The sequence below is a fragment of the Modestobacter italicus genome (genome assembly GCF_019799965.1).
Classification (GTDB): Bacteria; Actinomycetota; Actinomycetes; order Mycobacteriales; family Geodermatophilaceae; genus Modestobacter; species Modestobacter italicus_A.
In genome coordinates this window covers 280,220-305,624 of the sequence record NZ_JABGCJ010000001.1, presented here as the reverse complement: position 1 = coordinate 305,624, position 25,405 = coordinate 280,220, and the positions used below count along the sequence as shown (strand labels likewise).

Genomic DNA, 25,405 nt, shown 5'->3' with positions numbered 1-25,405 from the left:
GGTGGCCAGGGCAGTGCGGTTCAGCCGGTACGGCGGCCCCGAGGTGCTGGAGGTCGTGGACGTGCCCCGGCCGGCCGCCGGGGCAGGCCAGGTGGTGGTCGCGGTCGTCGCCGCGGCGCTCAACCCGGGGGAGATCGGCATCCGGGAAGGCGTCTTCGCCGAGCTGTGGCCGGCGACCTTCCCGGAGGGGCAGGGCAACGACTTCGCCGGCACGGTCGCCGAGGTGGGCGCCGGGGTGACCGGGTCCGCCGTCGGCGACGAGGTGCTCGGCTTCTCGCCGCGGCGGGCACAGGCGGAGTTCGTGGTCGTCGACGCCGACCGGCTCGCGGCCAAGCCGGCCGGCCTGGGTTGGGAGGCGGCCGCCTCGATCGCCGGCGCGGGGGCGACGGCGTGGGCGGCGGTCGAGGCGGTCCGCCCACGGGCGGGGGAGACGGTGGTGGTGTCCGCCGCGGCGGGCGGCGTGGGTGTGTTCGCCGCCCAGCTGGCCGGGCTGCGCGGCGCCCGGGTGATCGGCACCGCCGGCGACGGCAACGCCGACTTCCTCCGCTCGATCGGTGTCGAGCCCGTCCGGTACGGCGACGGGTTGGCCGAGCGGCTGCGGGCGCTCGCCCCGGAGGGCGTCGACGCCTTCGTGGACACCTTCGGGTCGGGCAACGTCGACGTCGCGATCGCGCTCGGCGTGCGGCCGGCGCGGGTCAACACCACCGCCGACGGCCGGGCGGTCCAGCGGTACGGCGTCCGCTCCCAGGCCCAGGAACAGGCCGACGAGCCGGCCATCTGGCGGCGGCTGGCCGAGCTGGTGGCCGCGGGGGACGTGGTCGTGCCCATCGCCAGCAGCCACCCGATGGACGAGGTCGTGCAGGCCTACCGGGAGCTGGCCGGCCGGCACGTCACCGGCAAGCGGGTGCTGCGCATCCGGTGACCCCACGGGCCCCGGTAACCTCCCCGGAGTCGCCCCATTAGCTCAGTGGTAGAGCACCCGCCTTGTAAGCGGAAGGTCGTCCGTTCAATCCGGACATGGGGCTCCACCTGCGCCCGGTGCCCCGGCGTGCCAGGCTCGGTGGGAGCGCTGCCGACCTGGGCAGCCTGCACCGAGGAGCACCCGTGAGCGACCACGTCTACCGGCTGAGCGAGATCGTCGGCAGCTCGACCACCAGCGTCGACGACGCCATCCGCACCGCGGTGCGCAAGGCCTCGCAGACGGTGCGCAACATCGAGTGGTTCCAGACCTCGGAGATCCGCGGCCAGGTCGTCGACGGCGACGTCGCCTACTTCCAGGTCACCATGAAGATCGGCTTCCGCGTCGAGGACTGAGCGAGGACCCGGTCCTCCGCACCCTCGCGAGCCGCTGGGCGGTGCCGTCAGTCGTAGCTGCCGGCGCCGCCCGACCGGTACCGGGCGCGCTTCTCGATCCGCTCCCGTTCGGCCCGTTCCGCCCGGCGGGCCGCCGTCGTCCCGGGCGGCCAGCCGGCCTTGACCGCACGGTGCTCGGTAGTCTCGGTCATGTAGGCGAGGGAGAACATCAGCCCGATGACCAGCCCGCCCCCGGCGGCGGTCACCCGGAACTCCAGCGGCACCGGCGGGACCAGCAGGCACAGCACGATCACCGGGGCGAGCTGGACGAGCGCGCGGGTGAGGTGGCGCAGCACCCAGCTGCTCCGGGTGGTGTCGTCGAGGACCCAGTCCGACAGCGAGCGGGGGAGCCCGCCACCGTAGGCGTACCAGAGCCACTGGGCCGGGTTCGGACGTCCAGCGTGCACGCCCCAACGGTAGGCCGGTCACGGCCGCCTGGGCGCGCCGGCAGGGGCCAGCGACGGGCCCCGGAAGCCGGCGGTGGCGCCGGGGCGGGGCAGAGCCGGGCCACACCGTCGTCGGGAGGCTCGTGCTCTGCGTCGCGGGCGCACGCAGAGCACGAGCATGAGCGGACCCCACGTGGTGGCCGTGCGGAGGCCGGCGCGCGCCGGCCCACCGCGCGCCGGATCAGGGCCCGGTCGGGCAGGCGTACGGTGCGCCGGTGGACGAACGCCGGGTCGGGGTGCTCGCCGGCCTCGGCGCCTACTCGCTGTGGGGAGTGTTCCCGCTCTACTTCCCGCTGCTCGAGCCGGCCGGCGGGCTGGAGATCGTCGCCCACCGGATCGTCTGGTCGCTGCTGTTCGTCGGCCTGCTGCTGAGCGTGCGCCGCGGCTGGGGGCAGGTGCGGCGGGCCGTGGGCGACCGTCGAGCGCTGCTCGTGCTCGCCACTGCCGCCGTCCTCATCGCGGTGAACTGGCTCGTCTACGTCTACGCGGTGAACTCCGGGCACGTGGTCGAGGCGTCGCTGGGCTACTTCATCAACCCGCTGGTCAGCGTGGTGCTCGGGGTGGTCGTCTTCCGGGAGCGGCTGCGCCGGCTGCAGTGGCTCGCCGTCGGCACCGCCGTGGTGGCGGTGGCCGTGCTCACCGTCGACCACGGCAGTCCGCCCTGGATCGCTCTCGCCCTGGCCTTCAGCTTCGGCCTGTACGGGCTGATGAAGAAGCTGGTGCGCGTCGAGGCGGCCCCGGGCCTGTTCGTCGAGACCGCGGTGGTGTTCGTCCCGGCGCTGGTCGTCATCGGCTTCCTGCAGGCCGACGGGCAGGCCGCCTTCGGGCACGACGGGGCCGGCCACGCCCTGCTCCTGGTGAGCTCCGGGCTGGCCACCGCCGTGCCGCTGCTGCTCTTCGCCGCGGCCACCCGGCGGGTGCCGCTGTCGACGGTGGGGCTGCTGCAGTACGTGACCCCGCTGATGCAGCTGTCCATCGGCGTCTTCGTCTACGACGAGCCGATGCCCCCGGCCCGGCTCGCCGGCTTCGCCATCGTCTGGCTCGCGCTGGCGGTCTTCACCGTCGACAGCCTGCGGCAGGCCCGGACGCACCGCCGGGGCGAGCCGGCCCCGTTGCCCGCCGGGATCTGAGACCCCCGTCGCGGTCCGCCGGCCCGGGGCGCCGGGTGCCCCGCGGACGGTCCGACGCGGCTACCGTCGACGGGGTCCGGATCCCCACGGGCCGCGCGCCGCGCGCCGCCCGACGCCCATCGACCGGAGGCCCGTCACCGTGAGCAGCGAGCCCGTCCCGACCGCCGGCCCGGAGCCGGACGGCGGGGTGCCGGCCCCGCCGGCCGTCGGCTCCGACACGGCGAGGCAGAGCTCCAGCACGGCGACGCAGACCGGCGAGGCCGGTGCCGGTGTGACGGATGGGGCGCCCGGGGACGACACGGCTGTGAACCTGCCCGCACGTGAGCGGGAGATGCTGGCCTTCGAACGGCAGTGGTGGCGGTTCGCCGGGGCCAAGGAAGCAGCGATCCGGGAGCGTTTCGGGATGACGCCCACCCGCTATTACCAGGTGCTCAACGCCCTGATCGACCGTCCGGAGGCGCTCGCGGCCGACCCGCTGCTGGTGCGCAGGCTGCGCCGGTTGCGGGGCGCGCGACAGCGGCAGCGCTCCGGTCGGGTCCTGGGCACGGACCCCGCTCGCGACTAGCCTCTCTCACCGTGGGGAGGCATGCGGCACCAGGCAGTGACGGAAGCGCGCCCGAGGTGTCCGCACCGACGGGTCGTCGCCGCGCCGATGCCCGCTCGGAGGACGCCGTCCCCAGCCGGCCCGAGGTCGACGAGCCGCTCGAGTCCCGGCCCACCGGTGCCCTGCAGCGGACGGCGCCCACCGGGCCGGACAGCGATGCCTCGATGACCATGCCGCGGCAGAGCCGGGCCGAGCGTCGTCGTGAGGGCCTGCTCCCTCCCGGCGAGGACCCGATGGTGCGCCGCCCGCCGGCTCGCCCGGAGACGCCGACCCCGGCCGCCGGTCGCCGTCGCTCCGACCTGCCTGCCGCCGCGCCCGGCCCCGACCGACGGGCGACCGGCGAGCGGACGCCCGCCCCGCGGACGGCGCCACCGATCTCCGGCCCGATGACCTCCGCTGCGCCTCGTCCGGGCGCGCCTCGCCCGGCCCCCGCCCCGTCGGCTCCGGCGACGACGGCCACCCCGCGTCCGGCGCCGCCCGCTCCTCCGGTCACGCCGCCCGCCGCGCGGACCGCCGGGGCGCCGGGCCGGTCGCCCGAGCCCCTGGACGTCACCCAGCGGGTCTCCGGGTCGGCGCCGGCCGAGTCGGCCTGGGGTGCGTCGACCACCACGGCCCAGCCCACGAACACCCCGCCCACCGGTGCGCCCGCACGGCCGGCTGCCGCGCGCACCGCCCAGCCGCCCGCCGCGCCGCCGGCCGCAGGCCGGCGCCCGGCGCCGCCCGCGGTCCCTGAGCTGCCGGCAGCCGGTCGCGCCGAGGCGGTCGAGGAGCCGGCGGCCCCGGCCCGCCGCGCCGTCGACGTCCCGGTGGGCGGGCGCGCTGCGCTCCGGCTGGAGCGCCAGGCAGCCGAGGCGGCCCGCAAGAAGTCCGGCGCCCGGCGCCCCGCCACCGAGGCGCCGCCGGCGCAGCCCCGGCCCGACCGGGACGACGTCCCCGTCGAGGGCGAGCGGCGTGGGCTGCGCCGCCTGGCCCAGGGGCTGGTCGCCGTCGTGGTGGTCGCGCTCGCGGTGCTGGGCTGGTGGTCCTTCGCCTCACCGGGCACCACCGAGACCGCGGCACAGACCCCGGCACCCAGCAGCGCGCCGGCGCCGGTCGCGACCCCGGTCCAGGAGAGCGTCGCGCCCGCACCGGAGATCACCCCGGCACCGGTCGGCCCGGTCTTCGCGCCGATCACCGTGCTGAACAGCACCACCATCAACGGTCTGGCCGCCGACGTCGGCGACCAGTTCGCCGCCGGTGGCTGGGAGGTGCTCGACACTGCGGCCTCGCCCGTCGACGACGTCGCCACCACCACCGTGTACTTCAGCGAGGGCAACACGGTGCAGCAGCAGGCGGCCACGCAGCTGGTCGAGCAGTTCCCCGACGTCTCTGGCCCGGTCGCGCGCTACTTCGAGGTGCCCGGTGTCGCCGACCCGGGTCTGGTCGTCGTGGCCACCGGGAACTGGCAGCCCTGACCTCGGCCGGCCCGGAGCGGAACCACTCCGCCGCGCCGTCCGTTGCCGCCTCCGTGCGCACCGCCCCCGGGCCGGCGCGGATCGGCCCGCGCTCCGGCGCCCGGCTGCTCCCCGCCGCCCTGCTCGCCCCCCTGCTCGCCGTCCCGGTCCTCGTCGGCACCGCCCTGCCCGCGCAGGCCGCCGAGGAGGTCACCACCACGGAGGCGACCGTCCCCTCCGGCACGGGCGCGGACGCGGTCGAACTGGACACCACGCTGTACCTGCCCGCCTCGGCCACGGCCGCGGAGCCGGCGCCGGCCCTGCTGCTCGCCCACGGGTTCGGGGGCAGCAAGGAGTCCGTCGCCACGGACGCGCGGGACCTGGCCGGCCGCGGCTACGTCGTGCTCGCCTGGTCGGCGCGCGGGTTCGGGGCCAGCACCGGCCAGATCGGGCTCGACGACCCGCGGTACGAGGTCGCCGACGTCAGCACGCTGCTCGACGTCCTGGCCGAGCGGGACGACGTGCTGCTCGACGGTCCTGGTGACCCGCGGGCCGGGGTCGCCGGCGCTTCCTACGGCGGCGCGCTGTCGCTGCTGGCCGCGGGCTACGACGAGCGGGTCGACGCGATCGCCCCGCAGATCACCTGGAACTCGCTGACCACCGCCTTCTTCCCCGACCAGACCGGGATCGCGGCCGACGCCGGCACCCCGGCCGCCGTCCCGCGCACCGAGGACGCCGGGGTGTTCAAGCGCACCTGGGCCGGCTTGTTCTTCGGCACCGGCTCGGTGCCCGGCGACGGCGGGCTGCTCGGCGGCCTGACCGGCAACGGCACGGCGGACGACGCGACGGCAGACGGCGCTGCCCCGGCGGACGGCGCTGCCCCGGCGGACGGCGTCGACCCGGCCGCGGTGCAGGCGCTCACCTGCGGCCGCTTCCGGGCCGACATCTGCGCGGCCTACGAGTCGGCCGCCTCGACCGGCACGCTGACCCCCGAGGTCGCCGCCGTCCTGGACCGGAGCAGCCCGGCCGGGGTGCTCGACCGGATCACCGCCCCCACCCTGCTGGTGCAGGGCACCCAGGACTCGCTGTTCGGGCTGGGCGAGGCCGACGCCAACGCGCGGGGGATCGCCGCCAACGGCACCGACGTGCGGGTGGTCTGGTACTCCGGCGGGCACGACAGCTCCGCCTCCGACCGGGTCACCGCCGAGCTGCGCGACGAGGTCGCCGGCTGGTTCGACCGGCACCTGCGAGACGGGTCCGGCGCCGCGGGCGGCTTCCGCTACCCGGCACCCACCGGCCTGGCCGGGGGGCTCAGCGCCCAGGGCGGCTCGCAGACGGTCTCCGCGGCCGAGTACCCGGGGATCGAGGGCGCGGCTGCGGTCGAGCAGCGGGAGATCGAGCTCGGCGGCGGCACCCAGCCGGTGGTCACCCCGGCCGGTGGCAGCCCCGCCGCGCTGTCGACCGTGCCCGGCCTGGGCGCGGTGTCGGCGGCGCTGGGCGGCAGCACACTGGAGATCCCCGGCCAGTTCGCCGCCTTCGACAGTGCCGCGCTCACCCAGGCCGTCGACGTGGTCGGCGCCCCCACCGTCACGCTGACGGTCGCCGCACCGGCCGGGACGGCGACGATGTTCGCCAAGCTCTACGACGTCGCCCCGGACGGCACGATGACGCTGCCCAGCGGCCTGGTCGCCCCGCTCGCGCTGACCGATCTGTCCGCGGAGCCGACCGAGGTCCCGGTGACCCTGCCGGCGATCGTGCACCGGTTCGAGGTCGGCCACACCATGCGCGTGCTGGTCTCCTCCACCGACCAGGCCTACGCCCTGCCCACGGCCTCCGCGGTGTCGACCGTGGGGCTCGCGGAGGGGACGACGCTCGCCGTCCCGCAGGTCGCCGGTGAGGTCCAGGCGACCGCCGGGTCGGGCCGGTGGTGGGTGCTGCTGGGCGTGCTGGCGGGCCTGGCCCTGCTGGCCTGGCTGGCCACGGTCCTCCTCGGCCGGCGCCGCCGCCGGCGGGTGTCGCAGTCCGCGCCCGACGGCGAGGACGTGCCGCTGCGGTTCGAGGGGGTCACCAAGGCCTACTCCGACGGCTTCGTCGCCGTCCGGGACCTCTCCTTCGAGGTGCGCCGCGGCCAGGTGCTGGGCCTGCTCGGGCCCAACGGCGCGGGCAAGACGACGTCCCTGCGGATGCTGATGGGCCTGATCCGGCCGACCGAGGGGCGGATCGAGGTCTTCGGGCACGCCGCCGGCCCCGGCGCCCCGGTGCTGTCCCGGCTCGGCTCCTTCGTCGAGGGCACGGGGCTGCAGCCGCACCTGTCCGGCCGGGACAACCTGACCCTCTACTGGGCTGCCACCGGCCGTCCGCCGGCCGACGCGCACATGGACGAGGCGATCGAGGTCGCCGGCCTGGGCGCAGCGCTGGACAAGCCGGTGCGCAGCTACAGCCAGGGCATGCGGCAGCGGGTGGCGATCGCCCAGGCGATGCTCGGCCTGCCCGACCTGCTGGTGCTCGACGAGCCGACCAACGGGCTGGACCCGCCGCAGATCCACGCCATGCGCGACGTGCTGCGCTCCTATGCGGCCACCGGCCGCACGGTGATCGTCTCGAGCCACCTGCTCAGCGAGATCGAGCAGACCTGCAGCCACGTCGTCGTCATGGCCAAGGGGCAGAAGATCGTCCAGGGCACGGTCGAGGAGATCGTGGGCACCGGGGGTGCGGTGCTCATCGGCCTGGCCGACCCCGCCGACACCGACCGGGCGGTCGCCGTGCTCGCCGGGCTGCCCGGCGTCGGCGAGGTCGAGCGGACGGCGGAGGGCCTGGTCGTCGACCTCGGCCAGACCGGCCGGGCCGCCGCGGTGGCCGCACTGGTCGAGGCCGGGATCGGTGTCGACCAGCTCACCCCGCGCCGCCGGCTGGAGGACGCGTTCCTGTCACTGGTGGGGGAGTCATGACCGCACGACCGACCGACGACCCGGCCATGTTCGCCGACATGGCCGGAGCTGGGACGGGGGCGGCGGCCGGGTACCGGCCGGAGCGGACGCTGCGGCTGGGCGTCGAGCTGCGCCGGCAGTTCAAGCGCCGCCGGACCATCGGCGTGTTCGTGCTGATGGCCGCGCTGCCGCTGATCCTGATCGGTGCGCTGCAGCTGGGCGGCACAGAGGAGGCCGAGGAGAACAGCCGGGTCAACCTGGTCGACGTCGCCTCGGCGAGCGGGCTGAACCTCACCCTGTTCACCCTCTTCGCCACCACCGGCTTCTTCCTGGTGGTCGTCTTCGCGCTGTTCTTCGGCGACACCGTGGCCAGCGAAGCCTCGTGGGGGTCGCTGCGCTACGCGCTGGCCACCCCCGTCCCGCGGGCCCGGCTGCTGCGGCAGAAGTGGCTGGCCGCGTTCCTGCTGTCGGTCGGCGCGATGGTGCTGCTGGTCGCCGTCTCGGTCGTCGCCGGCGGCATCGCCTTCGGCTTCGGTGACGTACAGACGCCGGTCGGCCTGGCGCTGGACCAGGGGACGGCGCTGGTGCGGCTGGCCGGGATGGTCGGCTACCTCGCCGTCCACCTGCTCGTGGTGGGCGCGCTGGCGTTCTGGCTGTCCACCGTCACCGACGCACCGCTGGCCGCGGTCGGCGGGGCGGTGTTCACCACCGTGGTGTTCGCGGTGCTGGAGCAGGTCGAGCAGCTGGGTGGGGTGCGCGACTGGTTCCCCACGGCGTTCAACTACGCCTGGACCGACCTGCTGCAGACCCCGGTCGACTCCGGTGACCTGTTCCGCGGCGTCGTCCAGGGGCTGGTCTACTCCGCCGTCTTCACCGCGCTCGCCGTCCGGCACTTCGCCCGCAAGGACGTCACCAGCTGACCTGCCGGCGGTAGCGTCCCCGCATGACCGGACTCCGCGGGCTCGTGGCAGGGATCGCCAGCTTCGTCGTGCTGCTCCTCCTGGCGCCGCTGCTCGGCGTCATCGGCAGCGTGGAGCTGGCGGTCATGGTCGGGGTCGCGGTCCTCGTCGGCGTGCTGGTGGCCCGGCGCGCCCGTACGCGGGGGCACCGGACCAGCTGAGGCCCCGTCCGGAGGGTCGCCCCGAGCTCGCGAGGGGTGAGGGGGACGGGGTCCTTCAGCAGAGCGAGGCCAGCACCGCCTGGGCCCAGCCCTCGCCCATCGGGGCGTCGGTGACCGTGGCGTTCGGGACGGCGGCGATCCGGTCGGCCATCCCGGCCACGGCCGCGCCGTTGGCGGTGACCCACAGCCGGCCGACCGCCGGGGCCATCTCCAGGTCGCTGACGCTGTCGCCGACGGCCACCGCGTCCTCGGGGCTCAGCCCGCGGCGGGCGAGGTCCCAGCGGATCGCCTCGCCCTTGGAGATCCCGCGGGGCATCAGGTGGTAGACGTGCGGCGGCAGGGCCTCGGCGTCCAGCGTCATGCGCGGGGTGGCCGGCACCGCGCCGTTGTCGTTCATGGTCAGCCAGCCCCAGCCGCGTTCGGCCAGCCAGCGGTCGACGGCAGCGGCGTCCACCCGGCCCCGCAGCAGCGCGTCGGCGGAGTGGGTGGCGTGCCAGGGCTCGTGCCACTCGATCCGCCCCGGGTGGGCGGCGATCAGCTCGTCCACCACGCCGAGCTCGGCCAGCACGTCCATCGGCGTCCGGCCGGCGTACTGCTCGGGCAGGTCGCCGGTCAGCAGGTGGGTCTCCCGGCCGCCGGCCCAGCTGACCAGCGAGCCCAGCTCGGCGATCGCGCCGTCGGCGGCGAAGATCCGCCCCGCCTCCAGCAGCTGGGCGTGGGTGCGGCCGCTGACCAGCACCAGCGGCACGCCGGCCCGGTGCAGCTCCAGGAGCGCGCCGGCGGGGGAGGCGGTCGGCACGCGGTCGGCGGTGTGCCAGAACGAGCCGCGCGGACCGACCATCGTGCCGTCGAGGTCGGTGTAGACGATGCGGGTGGCCACTGGCCCATCCTGTCGGTGCCCGGCGGGCGGGGCGGCTCCGGGTAGAGTCGGTGACGTTCCACTCATCCAGAGGGGCAGAGGGACACGGCCCGATGAAGCCCCGGCAACCGCCGTCTGTGCACATGCGCAGCGGGAGGTGCCAATTCCGTCCCGCACGGCTCGACGGCCCGGTGCGGGGAAGATGAGGAGGTAGTCGTCGAATGACCCTGACCGCTCCCGGTTCCGCCCAGGCAGACGTCCACGCCGGTGGCCCCGTCCCCCCGAACCCCGCCAAGGGCCTGGTCTGTCGCAACTGCGGCGCCACCTTCGGCCTGATCGCCGAGCACGCCTGTGCCGAGTGCTTCGGCCCGCTCGAGGTCGACTACGACAAGGACCTCATGCGGGCGGTGACCCGCGAGCAGATCGAGGCGGGCCCGCAGAACATCTGGCGCTACGTCGCCCTGCTGCCCGTGGGGCAGGACCCCGCGGACCGGGTCACCCTCGACCCGGGCATGACGCCGCTGGTGCGCGCCGACCGGCTGGCCGCCGAGCTGGGCCTGACCGGCGGGCTGTGGGTCAAGGACGACTCGGCCAACCCCACGCACTCGTTCAAGGACCGGGTGGTCAGCCTGGCGGCCACCGCGGCGAAGAGCTTCGGCTACGCCAAGATCGCCTGCGCCTCGACCGGCAACCTGGCCAACTCCGTGGCCGCGCACGCCGCCCGGATGGGCCTGCCCTCCTTCGTGTTCGTGCCCAGCGACCTGGAGCCGGGCAAGATCACCCAGTCCGCGGTCTACGGGCAGGCACTGGTCGCCGTCGACGGCTCCTACGACGACGTCAACCGGCTGACCAGCGAGCTCGCCGAGACCGACGAGTTCGAGGACACCGCCTTCGTCAACCAGAACGTCCGGCCCTACTACGCCGAGGGCTCCAAGACGATGGGCTACGAGATCGCCGAGCAGCTGGGCTGGCGGATCCCGGCCCAGGTGGTCATCCCGATGGCGTCGGGGTCGCTGCTCACCAAGGTCGACAAGGCCTGGCGGGAGCTGGTCGCCGCCGGCATCGTCGCCGACACCGGCTGGAAGGTCTTCGGCGCGCAGTCCGCAGGCTGCGACCCGATCGCCACCGCCTTCGACAACGGCTGGGACGTCGTCAAGCCGGTCAAGCCCACCGGGATCGCCAAGTCGCTGAACATCGGCAACCCCGCCGACGGCCCGTACGCGCTGGACGCCATCCGGCGCACCGGTGGCTCGGTCGGCCGGGTCGGGGACGACGAGATCGTGGCCGGCATCCGCGACCTGGCCCGCACCACCGGGGTGTTCGCCGAGACCGCCGGCGGCGTGACCACCGCGGTGCTGCGGCAGCTGGTGGAGAAGGGGCTGATCGACCCGACCCAGGAGGTCGTGGTGCTCAACACCGGCGAGGGCCTCAAGACCCTCGACCCGCTGCTGCCGGTGGTCGGCCCCTCCCACCACGTGCAGCCGTCGCTGAAGTCGCTCCGCGAGGCCGGCCTCATCGCCTGAGGCCCCGTCCGGAGGCTCGCCCCGAGCTCGCGAGGGTGAGGGGGACGGGGTCCTTTAACACACGGGCGGGTGACCTGCGCGGGGAGCAGTGACCAAGAACACCCCGTTCCTGTACCGTTCCGCGCGGTTTCAGTTCCACGTTCGTGTTCGGCGGGCGGAAGGGCGAGACCCGGCTCCCGGATGCAGGGGGTCGTCCGCACGCACTGAACGTGGGAGCACACGTGGCACAGGGCACCGTGAAGTGGTTCAACGCCGAGAAGGGCTTCGGCTTCATCGCCGTGGACGGCGGGCAGGACGTCTTCGTCCACTACTCGGCCATCCAGATGGACGGGTACAAGAGCCTCGACGAGGGCCAGCGGGTCAGCTTCGAGGTCGTCCAGGGCGAGAAGGGGCCGCAGGCCGACGCCGTGCAGAGCGCCTGATCGGTTCGATCGTCCGACACCGAGGCCCGGCCCCCATCGGGGCCGGGCCTCGGTGCGTGGCGGGGTCGGCACGCCTCCGGCCAGCGGGAACAGTCCGCGACCACCCCCCGTTCTTGCACTCGCACAGGCCGAGTGCCAGACTCCTTCTTGGCACTCACGCCTGTCGAGTGCCAACCAGGTCGGAACGGTGAGGCACCGGGACGTGGGCCGCAGGAGCGTCCACGCCACCAGTGCCGTCCGTCGCGGGCGCCGGAGCCGGCCGTGCAGCGATCCACGCTCGGAGGACATCACCACATGGCCAAGATGATCGCGTTCAACGAAGAGGCGCGCCGCGGCCTCGAGCGAGGGATGAACACCCTCGCCGACGCCGTCAAGGTGACCCTCGGCCCCCGTGGCCGGAACGTCGTGCTGGAGAAGAAGTGGGGCGCCCCCACCATCACCAACGACGGTGTCTCCATCGCCAAGGAGATCGAGCTCGAGGACCCCTGGGAGAAGATCGGGGCCGAGCTCGTCAAGGAGGTCGCCAAGAAGACCGACGACGTCGCGGGTGACGGCACCACCACCGCCACCGTGCTCGCGCAGGCCCTCGTCCGCGAGGGGCTGCGCAACGTCGCCGCCGGCGCCAACCCGATGGCCCTCAAGAAGGGCATCGAGAAGGCCGTCGCCTCGGTCTCCGAGTACCTGCTGACCACCGCCAAGGACGTCGAGACCAAGGAGCAGATCGCGGCCACCGCCTCGATCTCCGCCGCGGACCCGGCCATCGGCGAGCTCATCGCCGAGGCGATGGACAAGGTCGGCAAGGAAGGTGTCATCACCGTCGAGGAGAGCAACACCTTCGGCCTCGAGCTCGAGCTCACCGAGGGCATGCGCTTCGACAAGGGTCACCTGTCGGCCTACTTCGTCACCGACACCGACCGCATGGAGACCGTGCTCGACGACCCGTACATCCTGGTCGTCAACAGCAAGATCTCCTCGGTCAAGGACCTGCTCCCGCTGCTGGAGAAGGTCATGCAGTCGGGCAAGCCGCTGGCCATCATCGCCGAGGACGTCGAGGGCGAGGCCCTCGCGACCCTGGTGGTCAACAAGATCCGTGGCACCTTCAAGTCGGTCGCCGTCAAGGCCCCCGGCTTCGGTGACCGCCGCAAGGCCATGCTCGCCGACATCGCCATCCTCACCGGTGGTCAGGTCATCAGCGAGGAGGTCGGCCTCAAGCTGGAGAACGCCGACCTGTCCCTGCTGGGCCGGGCGCGCAAGTTCGTCACCACCAAGGACGAGACGACCATCATCGAGGGCGCCGGTGACGCCGACCAGATCCAGGGTCGCGTCAACCAGATCCGCGCCGAGATCGAGAAGTCGGACTCCGACTACGACCGCGAGAAGCTGCAGGAGCGCCTGGCCAAGCTGGCCGGTGGCGTCGCCGTCATCAAGGCCGGCGCCGCGACCGAGGTCGAGCTCAAGGAGCGCAAGCACCGCATCGAGGACGCGGTGCGCAACGCCAAGGCCGCCGTCGAGGAGGGCATCGTCGCCGGTGGTGGCGTCGCCCTGGCGCAGGCCACCACCGTCGCGTTCGAGAAGCTCGACCTCGAGGGTGACGAGGCCACCGGTGCCAACATCGTGCGCGTCGCGCTCGAGGCCCCGCTGAAGCAGATCGCCGTCAACGCCGGCCTCGAGGGCGGCGTCGTGGCGGAGAAGGTCCGCAACTCCGACACCGGCTGGGGCCTCAACGCCGCCACCGGCGAGTACGTGGACCTGGTCGCGGCCGGCATCATCGACCCGGCCAAGGTCACCCGCTCGGCGCTGCAGAACGCCGCCTCCATCGCGGCGCTCTTCCTCACCACCGAGGCCGTCATCGCCGACAAGCCGGAGAAGAACGGCCCGCCCATGGGCGGCGGCGAGGGCGGCGGCATGGGCGGCATGGACTTCTGAGTCCACCGCTCGGCGCTCGCTGAGCACTGCACCACCAGCACTGCCCGGCAGGGGCGGTCCCGCACTCGCGGGGCCGCCCCTGTCGGCGTTCCAGGGGCGGGGGTCACCTCGGGTGCACCGGTGCCTGAGTGAGGTCGAGGCACCGGTGCACCCGAGGTGATCACCCGTCGTCGTCCGGGGTGAAGACGCAGAACTCGTTGCCCTCGGGGTCGGCGAGCACGTCCCAGCTGATCAGCCCGGTGGCGTGGTCGGCGGCGTCGACGTCGTCCCGGGCGCGCAGCAGGGTGGCGCCCAGGGCCAGCAGGGCGGCGGTGTCGCCGACGACGTCGTGGTGCACGCGGTTCTTGACCGTCTTCGGCTCGGGCACCGGGTTCACCCAGATCCGCGGGCCGGCACCGCTGGGGTCGACGATCAACACCGGGCCGGCGAGGTCGCCACCGGCCGGTGCGTGCCGGGTGTAGCCCATCGCGGCGCACCACCAGTCGGCCAGGGCCTGGTGGTCCACGGCGTCCAGGCACAGGTCCAGGAACCGGGCGGGGGAGTCGGTCATGGCCGAGCAGGGTAGGCGGCCGGGGTGACGGTGATCATCGGGACGTCGGGCTGGCAGTACCGCGACTGGCGCGGGCGCTTCTACCCGCCGGCGCTGCCCCAGCGGCTGTGGCTGGAGCACCACGCCGAGCACTTCGCCACCGTGGAGAGCAACAACGCCTTCTACCGGCTGCCCGAACGACAGACCTTCGAGCGCTGGCGTGAGCGCACCCCGCCGGACTACCGGTGGGCGGTCAAGGCGTCCCGGTTCCTCACCCACCTCAAGCGGCTGCGCGACCCGGCCGAGCCGGTGGCCCGGCTGATGGACCGGGTCGCCGGCCTGGGCGACCGGCTGGACGTCGTCCTGCTGCAGCTGCCACCCACCCTGCAGGCCGACGTCGGCCTGCTCAACGAGTGCCTCGGCCAGTTCCCGGCCGGCACGCGGGTGGCCGTCGAGCCCCGGCACGAGAGCTGGTGGACCGACGAGGTGCGGGCCCTGCTGGAGCGCTACCAGGCGGCGCTGTGCTGGGCCGACCGCGCCGAGCAGCCGGTCGCGCCGCTGTGGCGCACCGCCGAGTGGGGGTACCTGCGGCTGCACACCGGCCGCGACGGCTGGGACTACCACCCGGAGACGCTCCAGCTGTGGGCGCAGCGCCTGCGGGAGACCTACGGCGACGACGACGTGCTCGTGTACCTGAACAACGACCCCGGCGGTGCAGCCACCCGGGACGCGGTCACCCTCGCCGACGCCGTCCGGGCCGCCGGGGGCACGCACACCCGGGTGCCCACGATGGCCCAGGCCAGCGGAGAGGCCTGGCCGCCCAAGCCGCCGCCGAGGTCCCGTCAGAGGACGGCGGGGTCCTCGGCGAACGTCACGCCCAGCTGACCGGCGGCCTGCTCCAGCACCGACTGCACGGCCAGGGTGTCGGCCAGCGGCATCACCGTGCTCTCGGTGCGGCCGGCGCGCAGGCACTCGGTGACCTCGATCAGCTCGTGCGAGTAACCGCCGCCCAGCTGCGGGAGGGTGATCTCCTCGGCGTCCGCCCCTGCGCGGTGCAGCACGATCGTCTGCGGGTGGTGGAAGCGGGGGAGCACGTCGATCCAGCCCGCCGTGCCGAACACCCGGGCCTGGCCGGGCAGCGCGTTGCGCAGCGAGGTCATCAGCGTCGCCGAGCGGCCGTCGGCGTACCCCAGCAGCAGCGAGGCCTCGGCGTCCACGCCGGTCTCGAACCGCGAGCCGGTGGCGGTGACGACGTCCGGGTCGCCGAGCAGCATCTGGGCGAAGGAGACCACGTAGACGCCCAGGTCGAGCAGGGCGCCGCCGCCGAGCTCACGCGCGAACAGCCGGTCGGCAGGGTCGAAGTCGCGCTGCACGCCCAGATCGGCCTGCACCGAGCGGACCTCGCCGATCGCGCCGTCGGCGATCAGCTCCCGCAGCCTGACGACGGCCGGCTGGAACCGGGTCCACATCGCCTCCATCACGAAGACGTCCGTGGCCCGGCTCCGCTCGACGACCTCGCGCGCGCCGGCGACCGTGGCGGTGAACGCCTTCTCCACCAGCAGCGCCTTGCCCGCCTCGATCGCCCCGAGCGCGACGGCGTGGTGCTGCGGGTGCGGGGTCGCCACGTACAGCACGTCGACGTCCGGGTCGGCCAGGATCTCGGCGTAGGACCCGTGCGCGCGCTCGATGCCGTGCCGGCTGGCGAAGTCCCGCGCGCGGTCCAGCGACCGGGACGCGACGGCGACCGCCCGGGCACCGTCGACGACGGCGAAGTCCTCGACCACCTTCTCCGCGATGCGGCCCGGCCCGACGACTCCCCAGCGGATCTCCTCAGTCACGCCCTGACCGTAGCCGGGGCAGACTGTCCCGGTGGCACTGCTCATCGACACCCCCGTCTGGCCGTGGCGGGGGCGGCGCTGGTCGCACCTGGTCAGCGACACCGACTACGACGAGCTGCACGACTTCGCCCAGCAGCAGCTGGACATCCCGCGCCGGGCGTTCCAGGGCGACCACTACGACGTCCCGGAGGAGCTCTACGCCCGGGCGGTGGCCGCCGGCGCGGAGCCGGTGGGCAGCCGGGAGCTGCTCCAGCGGCTGCTCGCCGCCGGGCTGCGGATCAGGAAGAGCGCGCGCTCAGCAGGGTGAGCTCGGCGGTCAGGTTGGCCCGGGCCGGCTCGGTCCACCGCTCGGCCGCCGCCGGCACCCGGAACAGCGCCGGCAGGGCCAGCAACTGCTCAAGCACCGCGATCCGCCCGGCGGTGAAGTCGGCGTCCGAGAGGTGGCCGTACTCGGCGCGCACCGCGGAGGCGTAGCCGGCGTAGGCCGCCGGTGGGCTGGCCAGCACCGCCAGGTCGGCGTCGCACAGCACCGCGCCGTTGGCGTCGTCCGGCTCCGGGTCGTGCCCGGCGGTGAGCAGCACCAGCCGCTCGACCTCGGCGACGGTGTCGGGGGAGACCAGCCCCAGCAGCCCGATCCGGGCGCGGGCCGCGCTGACCTCCTCGTTGTCGCTGCGCTCCGGGTCGTAGGCGACGTCGTGGTACCAGGCGGCCAGCCGGACGGCGACGGGGTCGCTCGCGTGGCCGGCCAGCTGGTCGACGATGCTCAGGACGGCGGCCAGGTGCGCGAGGTCGTGGTAGCGGCGGTGCGGCTCGGACCAGGCGCCCACCAGGGCGGCCCACTCGGTGCGCGAGGTCTCGGAGTCCCCGGCCAGTGCCGCCCAGTCCTCGAAGCCGACGCCGCTCATGCGCGGGAGTCTGGCACGGCTGGGCGAACGGTCATGGCTACCGTCAGCGCGTGACGCAGCCACCCCCGCCGCCCGGCTGGTATCCCGACCCGGCCGGCGGGCCCGGCGTCCGCTGGTGGGACGGGCAGGACTGGACCGCACACGTGCAGCAGCCGCCGCAGACGTACGGCGGGCCGCGGTCGGTGCTCCTGGAGCAGCCGGTGCTGGTGGTCGAGCAGAAGACCAAGCTGGTCGAGCTCACCAACGAGTACGCGGTGTTCGACGGGCACGGGCAGCAGATCGGCGCCGTCGTCCAGGTCGGGCAGAGCGCGCTGCGCAAGGCGTTCCGGTTCGTCTCCCGGTACGACCAGTTCCTCACCCACCGGCTGGAGGTCCGGGACCCGACGGGCGTGGTCCTCGTGCTGACCCGGCCGGCGAAGCTGCTGCGCTCCCGGGTGCAGGTGAGCGGGCCCGACGGCCGGCCGGTGGGGGAGATCGCGCAGGCCAACGTCCTCGGTCGGATCCGCTTCGACCTGGTGGTCGGCGGTCAGCTGGTGGGCGCGATCCAGGCGGAGAACTGGCGGGCCTGGGACTTCGCGGTCACCGACGCCGGTGGGGTGGAGGTCGCCCGGATCACCAAGCGCTGGGAGGGCCTGGCCCGGACGCTGTTCACCACCGCGGACCGGTACGCCGTCCAGGTGCACCGCCGGCTGGAGGAGCCGCTGGCCGGTCTGGTGCTGGCCGCCGCGCTGACCGTGGACACCGCGCTGAAGCAGGACCAGCGTGGCCTCAACTGAGTTCCCCGCCACGTGTGTCCGGCGGGGGAGCGCGGGTACGGTGGACGACGTCCGGGCCGGGCGACCTGTGTCCCCGGGCTCCACTAGATAACTGCCGCTGGGGAACACCGCTCCGACCTCGGTCGGGGGTCTGGAGCCCCAGATGTGCAAACCGCCGCGAGGCGACCAGCGCTCGGTCCGGACCCACCACGCAGAACGGCCCCTCTCCTGCTCGGAGAGGGGCCGTCCTGCGTTCAGGGGTCTGCTGGCTCAGTCCTCGGTCTGGCCGAGCAGCCAGCCGTGCTCGCCGGCCAGCTCGTTGGCCGCGGCCGGGCCCCACGACCCGGGCGCGTAGGGCTGCACCTCGGGCCGGTCGTCGAGCACCGGCTGCAGCGCCCGCCAGGTCTGGGCCAGGCCCTCGCTGGTGGTGAACAGCGAGCGGTCACCGACCAGCACGTCGTGGATCAGCGAGACGTAGGGCGGCAGCGGGACGCCGCCGGGGATCTTGGACAGGTCCAGGGACACCCGGGCCGGGGCCATCGCCAGGTCCGGGCCCGGGCGCTTGGCCATCACGTCGATGTCGACCGCGCCGGCGCCGGCCAGCGACAGCGAGATGACGTTGCCGTTCGCCGGCACCTCGTTCACCGGGCCCTTCGGGCGGTGCAGCACCAGGCTCACCCGCTGCTGCTTGGCCGCCATCCGCTTGCCGGTGCGCAGCAGGAAGGGCACGCCCCGCCACCGGCCGGAGTCGATGAACAGCCGGGCGGCCACGAACGTGTCGGTGTCGCTGTCGTCCGGGACGCCGTCCAGCTCGCGGTAGCCGTCGAACTGGCCCAGCACGACGTCCTCGGGGGCCAGCGGGCGGAAGTTCTTCAGCACCGACTCACGGGCGGAGAGGATGTCGTCGGCGGAGAAGCTCACCGGCGGCTCCATCGCGACCTCGGCGGCCACCTGGAACAGGTGGGTGACCAGCATGTCCAGCGTCGCGCCGGTGGCGTCGTAGAAGTCCGCCCGGTCGGCGACGTCGAGGTCCTCGGGGACGTCGATCTGCACCTGGGCGACGTGCTCGCGGCTCCAGATGTGCTCGAACAGCCCGTTGGCGAAGCGCAGCACGTGCAGGTCCTGGGTGCCCTCCTTGCCCAGGAAGTGGTCGATGCGGAAGACCTGCTCCTCGTCGAACACCGAGTGCACGACGCCGTCGAGCTCACGGAAGCCGTCGGGGGAGTCGCCGAAGGGCTTCTCGTAGACCACCCGCGAGCCCTCGGCCAGCCCGTGGGCGCCGAGCGCCTCGGTGTAGCCGGTGAACGCCTTGGGCGGCAGCGACAGGTAGTGCACCAGCTGGGCGTCCTCGCCGACCTCGGCGCGGGCCTTCCCGACGACGTCCAGCAGCTGGCCGGGGTCGTCGGCGGTGAAGCCGCCGCCGGCGAAGCGCAGCCGGGTGCGGAACTCCTCCCACGGCCCGTCGTCGGGTGCGGGCCCGAACTCCTCCAGCGCGCCGCGCACGTGCTCGACGAACTCCTCGTCGGTGCGCTCGCCGCGGCCGCTGCCGATGAGTCGCCACTCGTCGGGCAGCAGGCCGTGCTGGGCGAGCTGGAAGAAGGCCGGCAGGACCATCCGCCGGGCCAGGTCGCCGGTTGCGCCGTACAGCACGAACACGGTGGGCGTCAGGTCGTTCGTCGTCCCGGTGTCGGACACGGGGCTCCTCTCGGTGGGCGCGGCAGGGCGCCGTCCAGTGGTTCGTCTGACCCCAGCGGCTGGTCACCACGCCGGTGGGGTGGACGACCCGTGGAGCTCGCCTCGTCGTCGAGGTCACTTGTGTGTGGAACCGCGGACACCCGGGCAGCAGTCCCGGTGTGACCCGACACCATCGTGCCCTGCTCGCCGTCCCGACCGCTGCGGTGGTCGTGCTGCTGTCCGCCTGCGGGTCCGGGGACGGCGCCCCCGTCGCCGACGGCGACGACGTGTCGCCGTCCTCCCCGGCCACGGCCGGGCAGACGACGGCGCTGCCGGGCGGCGAGGCCGGCAGCGGGCAGCAGGCCGACCTCGAGTTCGAGGACCAGTCCGGCGACGGCAGCACCGTCGTCGTGGACACCGTCTCCGCGCCGGAGGGCGGCTTCGTCGTGCTGACCGCTGACGGCGCCGACGACGTGGTGCTCGGCTGGGCCGACGTCCAGGTCGGGACGTCGAGCGACGTCGAGGTCTCCCTCGACCAGCCGCTGGGGGCCGACACCGACCTGGTGGCGACGCTCTGGGCGGACTCCGACCGGGACGGCTCCTTCGACCCCGAGGCCGACGAGGTGGTGCCCGCGCCGATCGACGGCGGGGACGCCGGCGACGACGTCTCCGAGCTGTCCGACCCGGTGCAGGACGACGCCCGGTACACCCTCGGCTGACCCGGACGCCGGTGGTTCCGCTCCGGGCGATCCGGGGCATGGCCGGAGCGTGAACCGTCTGCGCGCCGTCGTCCCGCTCGCCGCCACCGCCGTCCTCGCGCTCTCCGCCTGCGGAGGCGGCGAGGAGGAGGGCGACCCGGCCCCCGCCGTGGGCACCACGTTCGCCAGTGACGACTCCGCGGCCAGCTCGTCGGCGACCGCGACCGGCAGCGCAGCGGCCTCCGGGGACGTCGCCGACGTGGAGTTCGAGGACCAGTCCGGCGCCGGTGACTCCGCGGTCGTGGCCCGGGTCGTCCTGCCGGTGGCCGGTTTCGTGGTGGTCACCGCGGACGACGGGGACGACGCCTCGGACGACCTGCTGGTGGGCGCCGTCGCGCTGCCGGCCGGGGAGTCCACCGACGTCCGGGTGCCGCTGTCGCCGGTGCTGACCGAGGACACCGACCTCGAGGCCACCCTCTACGGCGACACCGACGACAGCGGGACCTTCGACCCGGAGATCGACCAGCAGGTGCCCGAGTCCGGCGACGAGGGGGACGACGACGGCGACGTGTCGGAGGACGCCGACTACGACGTCCGCTGAGCTCCGCCGGTCGAGATGCCGGAGGTGAGCCGGCTCACTACGGTGAGCCGGACGCCGCGGCACCGACGGAGGGCAGCCCCATGGCCGGCACGACAGAACAGGTCACCGGGACCGCCGAGCGGCACCGGCTGCCGGTCCGGACGCTGGTCTCGGCCAGCATCGGCAACGCGGTCGAGTGGTTCGACTGGACGGTCTACGCCACCTTCGTCGTCTACTTCTCCACCCAGTTCTTCCCGAGCGAGAACGAGGCGCTGGCGCTGATCGGCGCGACGTCGACCTACGCGCTGGCGTTCTTCTTCCGGCCGCTGGGCGGCTGGCTGCTCGGCCGGTTCGCCGACCTGCGCGGGCGCAAGGCCGGCATGCTGCTGACGATCCTGCTGATGGCCGGCGGCTCGCTGGTCATCGCGGTGCTGCCCACCTACGAGGCGGTGGGCTGGCTGGCGCCGGTCCTGCTGCTGCTGGCCCGCATCGCCCAGGGCATGTCGCTGGGCGGGGAGGTCTCCAACGCCTCTGCCTACCTCGCCGAGATCGCCCCGCCGGCCCGGCGCGGCCGGTACTCGGCCTTCTTCTACATCTCCACCGGCACCGCGCTGCTGGCCGCCTCGCTGCTGGGCGTGCTGCTGACCAACGTGCTCGACGACGACCAGCTGGAGTCCTACGGCTGGCGGATCGCCTTCGCCATCGGCGGGCTGCTGGGCTTCGTCGGGCTGTGGCTGCGCCGCTCGCTGTCGGAGACCGACCAGTTCGAGGAGAACGCGGCCAAGGCCCGGGCGGTGAAGAACCCGCTGTGGCTGACCGTGCGCGAGCACCCGCGGGCGGTGCTCCAGCTCTGCGCGTTCACCATGCTGTCGACGCTGTCCTACTACACGTTCTTCAGTGCGCTGACGCCGTTCGCGATCAACTTCCGGGACGCCGACGCCAGCGACGTCTTCGTCGCGCTGTCCATCGGGACGGCGCTGTTCGTGGCCTGCTGCTACCCGTTCGGCGCCCTGTCGGACCGGTTCGGCCGCAAGCCCCAGATGCTGGTGTGGGCGGCCGGGATCGCCCTGCTGATCGTGCCGCTGTCGTTCCTGGTGCGCGACAACCTGGGCTCGCTGATCGTCGTGTTCAGCACCGGCCTGGTGCTCTACGCGCTGCTGGCCTCGATCGCCCCGGCGGTGATGAGCGAGCTGTTCCCCACCGAGCTGCGGGCCACCGGCATCGGTGCCTGGTACAACCTCACCGTCGCCGTCTTCGGCGGGACGGCGCCCCTGGTGATCACCGCGCTGTCCGAGGCCGGGCACCCGCTGTGGTTCTTCTGGTACGTCGCGGTGGCGGCGGTGATCGCCTTCTGCGCGATCCTCACCCTCCGCGAGACCAAGGGCACCGAACTGCGCTGAGCTGAGGGGCCTCAGACCGCCGGTCCTCCCTGAGGGGCGCACGACTGCGTGGTCGGCCGATGCGCCGGCCACCCCCTCAGGACGAACGTCCTCCTCGTCCCGATCGCACGACACGAGGAGACGGTCATGAGGCAGTACCCGAACCCGGCGCTGGAAGCAGAGCTGGCCTACCGGCAGGAGCTGATCCGGGCGGCGTCGCGGCGCGAGGGGAGCCGCCGGGGCTCGTGGCTGGGCCGCCGGCGGGCGCACTGAGCACGCCGCGTGCCGGAGCTGCTGTCGGTGGTCTCTGCCACGATCGGCGCCGTGCCGCGCTGGGAGGACGCACCGCTCATCGGCCGGGCCGACGAACTGGCCCGGCTGATGGCGGCCGTCGACCGGGCGGGGCAGGGCCGTCCGTCGGCGGTGCTGGTCTCCGGCGACGCCGGGGTCGGCAAGACCCGGCTGCTCGACGAGCTGGCCCGCCAGGCCACCGCCCGCGGGGCGCGCGTGCTCACCGGGCACTGCGTCGACCTGGGTGACGTCGGCCTGCCCTACCTGCCCTTCGTCGACCTGCTGCGCCCGGTGGCCGCCGACCCGGCGCTGGCGGAGGTGCTGTCCGGCCACCCGGTCCTCACCGGCCCGCTGACCGGCCGGCCCGGTGCGGCGGTGCCGGAGAGCGCCGCTGCCGACCTCGGCCGGGCGCTGCCGGGGTCCGGGCTGCGCCCGCCGGACGACGACGGCCGCCTCCAGCTGTTCGAGTCGGTCGCCGCCCTGCTGGGCGAGCTGGCTGCCCAGCAGCCGCTGCTCGTGGTGCTCGAGGACCTGCACTGGGCCGACCGGTCCAGCCGCGACCTGCTGCGCTACCTGCTGGCCCGGCTGGTCGACCGGCACGTCGACGAGCCGGTCACCGTCGTCGCCTCCTACCGCGCCGACGACCTGCACCGCCGGCACCCGCTGCGGCCGCTGCTGGCCGAGCTGGTCCGGCTCCCCGGCGTCGAGCGGCTGCAGCTGGACCCGCTGCCGGACGCCGAGGTGGAGCAGTTGGTCCGTCGGCTGGCCGCCGAGTCCGGCGGGGCCGCGGCCGCCACGATCGAGGACGTCGTCGCCCGCGCCGAGGGCAACGCCTTCTACGCCGAGGAGCTGGTCGCCGCGGGGCTGGCCGGCGAGGTGCTCCCCGGCGGGCTCTCCGACGTCCTGCTGGCCCGGGTCGAGCAGGTGAGCCCGGCCGCCCAGCAGGTGCTGCGTGTCGCGGCGGTCGCCGGGCGCCGGGTGCGGCACGAGCTGGTGGCGGCGGTGAGCGGGCAGGCCGACGGTGCGCTGGAGCAGGCGCTGGCCGAGGCGGTGCACCACCACCTGCTGGTCGTCTCCGAGGGTGGCCGTTACCGCTTCCGGCACGCGCTGCTGCGTGAGGCGGTGCTCGCCGACCTGCTGCCCGGTGAGCGGGTCCGGCTGCACGCCGCCATCGCGGCCCAGCTGGCGGCCGAGCCAGGAGCGGGGACGGCGGCGGAGCGGGCCCACCACCTGCGGGAGAGCAACGACCTGCCCGGCGCGCTGAGCGCGTCGCTGGAGGCGGCGGACGCCGCCCGCCGGGTCGGTGCACCGGCCGAGCAGCTGCAGCACCTGGAGGCGGTGCTCAGCCTCTGGGCGGCGGTGCCCGACGCGGCCGGACGGGCCGGACGGCAGCAGTGGGCGGTCCTGCTGGACACGGCCGCGGCGGCCCGTGCGGTCGGAGACCTGCACCGGGCCGTGGCGCTGCTGCGGTCGGCCCAGGAGCTGCTGGGCGCCGACGGTGACCCCGAGGCGCGGGCGCGGGTGCACTACACGGCGGCCCAGGTCCTCGGCCGGATCGAGGAGGCGGCCGAGGCGCACCGGGAGAGCGCTGCGGCGATGGAGCTGGTGCCGGCCCAGCCGCCCTCGGTGGTGCGCACCTGGGCGGCGGCCACCCATGCCCGCACCAGCTACAGCATGGGGCTGGTGGCCGAGGCCGATGCGGCGGCGGAGGAGGCGCTGGCGGCGGCCGACGCCCTCGGGCTGGACAGTGCGTGGGCCGACACCGCCGTCTCGCTGGTCCGCGGGTCGGGCGTCGGTGACCGGGCAGCGGTGCGAGCGCGGTTCGCCGAGGCGCGGGCGCGGGCGCAGCGGTCCGGGGACGCCGACGTCGAGATGCGGGTGTGGTTCAGCCAGGCGGTCACCGCCCACGACGCCGGTGACATGGCCGAGGCGCTGGACCACGCGGCGGCGGGGCTGGCCCGGGCGCGGGCGCTGGGGGTCGACTGGTCGTTCTACGGCGCCGAGCTGCGGCACCTGGAGGTGCTGGCCCGCTACGTCCTCGGTGACTGGGACGGGAGCCTGGCCGCCGCCGACGCGCTGGCCCGGGTCCCCGACATGGCCGCACACGTGCGCGCCGACGGGCTGCTGGTGCTGGTCGGCCGCGGTGACCCCCGGGCGGCCGAGCGGCTGGAATGGGCGCAGGGGCCGGCCGCCCGCTGGGACAACCACGTGCTGCTGATGCTGGCCACGGTCGCCGCGGAGATCGAGCTGGCCGGCCAGGCCGGCGACGCCGCGACGGCGGCGGAGCGGGCCCGGTGGGCCGACCGCCGGCTGCGCGAGCTGTGGGGCGACGAACGGCTCGCCTCGCTGCGGCTGGTCGCGACCGCGCTGGCGGCGGTCGGCGACGCGGCGGTCGCCGCCCGGCGGGGAGGGGATGACGAGGCCGTGGACCGCTGGGTGGCGGAGGCGGCGGAGCTGGCCGAGATCGGCCGGTCAGCGGCCCGGACGCCGTACCCGGTGGGGATCGAAGGGCGCGCCTGGGCGACCCGGCTGGCGGCGGAGCTGGCGCGGGTGGACGGCGAGGACGCACTGGAGCCGTGGCGGCGGGCGGTCGAGGAGTTCGGCGGCCTGGGGCACGTCTACGAGCAGGCCCGTTCCCGGTTCCGGCTGGCCGAGGCGCTGCTGGCCGGTGACGACCGACGCGGGGCGGCCGATGAGCTGCGAGCCGCGCACGAGGTGGCGGTGCGGCTGGGGGCGGTGCCGCTGCGGACGGCGGTCGAGGCGCTGGCCCGCCGGGCGCGGCTGGAACTGCCCGGAGTGCTGACGACGACCAGCACCGTCTTCACCCCGCGGGAGGCCGAGGTGCTGGCGCTGGTCGCCCAGGGGCGCACCAACCGGCAGATCGGCGCCGAGCTGTTCATCAGCGAGAAGACGGCCAGCGTGCACGTCAGCAACATCCTGGCCAAGCTCGGTGCCGCGAGCCGCGCCGAGGCCGTGGCCCTCGCCGCCGCCCGCGGGCTCCTCGGCTGACCGG

At 74.6% G+C, this 25,405-nt stretch carries 25 protein-coding genes, 1 tRNA gene and 1 riboswitch; of the genes, 20 read left to right on the top strand and 6 right to left on the bottom strand.

The annotated features are described in order from the left end of the window. The first annotated feature begins 1 nt into the window (after position 1). From HLA93_RS01550 to HLA93_RS01540, 3 genes are all read left to right on the top strand, one after another. Positions 2-922 (top strand): NADP-dependent oxidoreductase, encoded by a 921-nt coding sequence (locus tag HLA93_RS01550; protein ID WP_222192452.1) that lies wholly within the window; start codon positions 2-4, stop codon positions 920-922. Positions 923-953: 31 nt separating this feature from the next. After that, positions 954-1,028, top strand: a tRNA-Thr gene (locus tag HLA93_RS01545). Between the two features lie 76 nt (positions 1,029-1,104). Beyond that, positions 1,105-1,314, top strand: a complete 210-nt coding sequence (locus HLA93_RS01540) for a dodecin (RefSeq protein WP_222192451.1) — start codon at positions 1,105-1,107, stop codon at positions 1,312-1,314. A 47-nt stretch (positions 1,315-1,361) separates the two neighbouring features. Here the strand turns inward: HLA93_RS01540 and HLA93_RS01535 are convergent, their stop codons facing one another. Next, positions 1,362-1,760: a DUF5313 family protein gene (locus HLA93_RS01535; RefSeq protein ID WP_222192450.1), complete on the bottom strand. Its 399-nt coding sequence runs from the start codon at positions 1,758-1,760 to the stop codon at positions 1,362-1,364. A gap of 254 nt (positions 1,761-2,014) precedes the next feature. On the opposite strand from HLA93_RS01535, the gene rarD reads away from it, so the two are divergent. The 6 genes from rarD (at position 2,015) to HLA93_RS01505 (ending at position 9,013) form a co-directional block, all read left to right on the top strand. Further along, the gene (rarD, locus tag HLA93_RS01530; RefSeq protein WP_222192449.1) at positions 2,015-2,929 is read left to right on the top strand and encodes an EamA family transporter RarD; all 915 of its coding nucleotides are present in this window, start codon (positions 2,015-2,017) and stop codon (positions 2,927-2,929) included. 139 nt (positions 2,930-3,068) lie between these two features. Beyond that, positions 3,069-3,494: a DUF3263 domain-containing protein gene (locus tag HLA93_RS21915; RefSeq protein WP_222192448.1), complete on the top strand. Its 426-nt coding sequence runs from the start codon at positions 3,069-3,071 to the stop codon at positions 3,492-3,494. A gap of 56 nt (positions 3,495-3,550) precedes the next feature. Beyond that, positions 3,551-4,987, top strand: a complete 1,437-nt coding sequence (locus HLA93_RS01520) for a LytR C-terminal domain-containing protein (protein WP_222192447.1) — start codon at positions 3,551-3,553, stop codon at positions 4,985-4,987. A 53-nt stretch (positions 4,988-5,040) separates the two neighbouring features. Beyond that, positions 5,041-7,914 (top strand): alpha/beta fold hydrolase, encoded by a 2,874-nt coding sequence (locus HLA93_RS01515; protein ID WP_222192446.1) that lies wholly within the window; start codon positions 5,041-5,043, stop codon positions 7,912-7,914. Further along, entirely contained in the window at positions 7,911-8,813 is a 903-nt protein-coding gene (locus tag HLA93_RS01510) for an ABC transporter permease (protein ID WP_246625479.1), read from the top strand. The genes HLA93_RS01515 and HLA93_RS01510 overlap by 4 nt, the downstream gene beginning before the upstream one ends. A gap of 23 nt (positions 8,814-8,836) precedes the next feature. After that, a complete protein-coding gene (locus HLA93_RS01505) occupies positions 8,837-9,013 on the top strand; it encodes a hypothetical protein (protein WP_222192445.1) in 177 nt (58 codons plus the stop codon). Positions 9,014-9,068: 55 nt separating this feature from the next. Here the strand turns inward: HLA93_RS01505 and HLA93_RS01500 are convergent, their stop codons facing one another. Then, a complete protein-coding gene (locus HLA93_RS01500) occupies positions 9,069-9,893 on the bottom strand; it encodes an HAD family hydrolase (protein WP_222192444.1) in 825 nt (274 codons plus the stop codon). Between the two features lie 59 nt (positions 9,894-9,952). Further along, positions 9,953-10,081: riboswitch (SAM riboswitch) on the top strand. Positions 10,082-10,093: 12 nt separating this feature from the next. Here HLA93_RS01500 and thrC point away from each other — a divergent pair. From thrC to groL, 3 genes are all read left to right on the top strand, one after another. After that, positions 10,094-11,395 (top strand): threonine synthase, encoded by a 1,302-nt coding sequence (thrC, locus tag HLA93_RS01495; protein ID WP_222192443.1) that lies wholly within the window; start codon positions 10,094-10,096, stop codon positions 11,393-11,395. A 221-nt stretch (positions 11,396-11,616) separates the two neighbouring features. Beyond that, entirely contained in the window at positions 11,617-11,817 is a 201-nt protein-coding gene (locus HLA93_RS01490) for a cold-shock protein (protein ID WP_222192442.1), read from the top strand. 294 nt (positions 11,818-12,111) lie between these two features. Further along, positions 12,112-13,743, top strand: a complete 1,632-nt coding sequence (groL, locus tag HLA93_RS01485) for a chaperonin GroEL (protein ID WP_222192441.1) — start codon at positions 12,112-12,114, stop codon at positions 13,741-13,743. 160 nt (positions 13,744-13,903) lie between these two features. On the opposite strand, the gene HLA93_RS01480 is transcribed toward groL, so the two are convergent. Continuing rightward, positions 13,904-14,293, bottom strand: coding sequence for a VOC family protein (locus HLA93_RS01480; RefSeq protein ID WP_222192440.1), 390 nt, complete (start codon positions 14,291-14,293; stop codon positions 13,904-13,906). 24 nt (positions 14,294-14,317) lie between these two features. Here HLA93_RS01480 and HLA93_RS01475 point away from each other — a divergent pair, with 24 nt between their 5' ends. Then, entirely contained in the window at positions 14,318-15,157 is an 840-nt protein-coding gene (locus tag HLA93_RS01475) for a DUF72 domain-containing protein (protein WP_222192439.1), read from the top strand. Here HLA93_RS01475 and HLA93_RS01470 read toward each other — a convergent pair. Beyond that, the gene (locus tag HLA93_RS01470; RefSeq protein WP_222192438.1) at positions 15,115-16,110 is read right to left on the bottom strand and encodes a Gfo/Idh/MocA family protein; all 996 of its coding nucleotides are present in this window, start codon (positions 16,108-16,110) and stop codon (positions 15,115-15,117) included. The genes HLA93_RS01475 and HLA93_RS01470 overlap by 43 nt on opposite strands. A gap of 31 nt (positions 16,111-16,141) precedes the next feature. Between HLA93_RS01470 and HLA93_RS01465 the strand changes: the two genes are divergently transcribed. After that, positions 16,142-16,417, top strand: a complete 276-nt coding sequence (locus tag HLA93_RS01465; protein ID WP_222192437.1) for a DUF4031 domain-containing protein — start codon at positions 16,142-16,144, stop codon at positions 16,415-16,417. Here HLA93_RS01465 and HLA93_RS01460 read toward each other — a convergent pair. Then, entirely contained in the window at positions 16,389-17,015 is a 627-nt protein-coding gene (locus HLA93_RS01460) for an HD domain-containing protein (RefSeq protein ID WP_222192436.1), read from the bottom strand. The two genes, HLA93_RS01465 and HLA93_RS01460, sit on opposite strands and share 29 nt — an antisense overlap. A gap of 50 nt (positions 17,016-17,065) precedes the next feature. Between HLA93_RS01460 and HLA93_RS01455 the strand changes: the two genes are divergently transcribed. Next, positions 17,066-17,791 carry a phospholipid scramblase-related protein gene (locus tag HLA93_RS01455; RefSeq protein WP_222192435.1) on the top strand — a complete coding sequence of 242 codons (726 nt, stop codon included), beginning with the start codon at positions 17,066-17,068 and terminating at the stop codon, positions 17,789-17,791. A 249-nt stretch (positions 17,792-18,040) separates the two neighbouring features. Here HLA93_RS01455 and HLA93_RS01450 read toward each other — a convergent pair whose 3' ends face one another. Next, a complete protein-coding gene (locus tag HLA93_RS01450) occupies positions 18,041-19,465 on the bottom strand; it encodes a glucose-6-phosphate dehydrogenase (protein WP_308127886.1) in 1,425 nt (474 codons plus the stop codon). Positions 19,466-19,623: 158 nt separating this feature from the next. On the opposite strand from HLA93_RS01450, the gene HLA93_RS01445 reads away from it, so the two are divergent. The 5 genes from HLA93_RS01445 to HLA93_RS21340 all read left to right on the top strand — a co-directional run bounded on the left by HLA93_RS01445 (position 19,624) and on the right by HLA93_RS21340 (position 25,401). Next, complete coding sequence (locus tag HLA93_RS01445; RefSeq protein WP_222192434.1) at positions 19,624-20,163, top strand: DUF7282 domain-containing protein; 540 nt, start codon at positions 19,624-19,626, stop codon at positions 20,161-20,163. A gap of 49 nt (positions 20,164-20,212) precedes the next feature. Beyond that, the gene (locus HLA93_RS01440) at positions 20,213-20,743 is read left to right on the top strand and encodes a DUF7282 domain-containing protein (protein WP_222192433.1); all 531 of its coding nucleotides are present in this window, start codon (positions 20,213-20,215) and stop codon (positions 20,741-20,743) included. An 80-nt stretch (positions 20,744-20,823) separates the two neighbouring features. Next, positions 20,824-22,122 carry an MFS transporter gene (locus HLA93_RS01435; protein WP_222192432.1) on the top strand — a complete coding sequence of 433 codons (1,299 nt, stop codon included), beginning with the start codon at positions 20,824-20,826 and terminating at the stop codon, positions 22,120-22,122. 126 nt (positions 22,123-22,248) lie between these two features. Next, entirely contained in the window at positions 22,249-22,374 is a 126-nt protein-coding gene (locus tag HLA93_RS21345; protein WP_281424991.1) for a hypothetical protein, read from the top strand. Positions 22,375-22,383: 9 nt separating this feature from the next. Beyond that, a complete protein-coding gene (locus tag HLA93_RS21340; protein ID WP_308127885.1) occupies positions 22,384-25,401 on the top strand; it encodes a helix-turn-helix transcriptional regulator in 3,018 nt (1,005 codons plus the stop codon). The last annotated feature ends 4 nt before the right edge of the window (positions 25,402-25,405 follow it).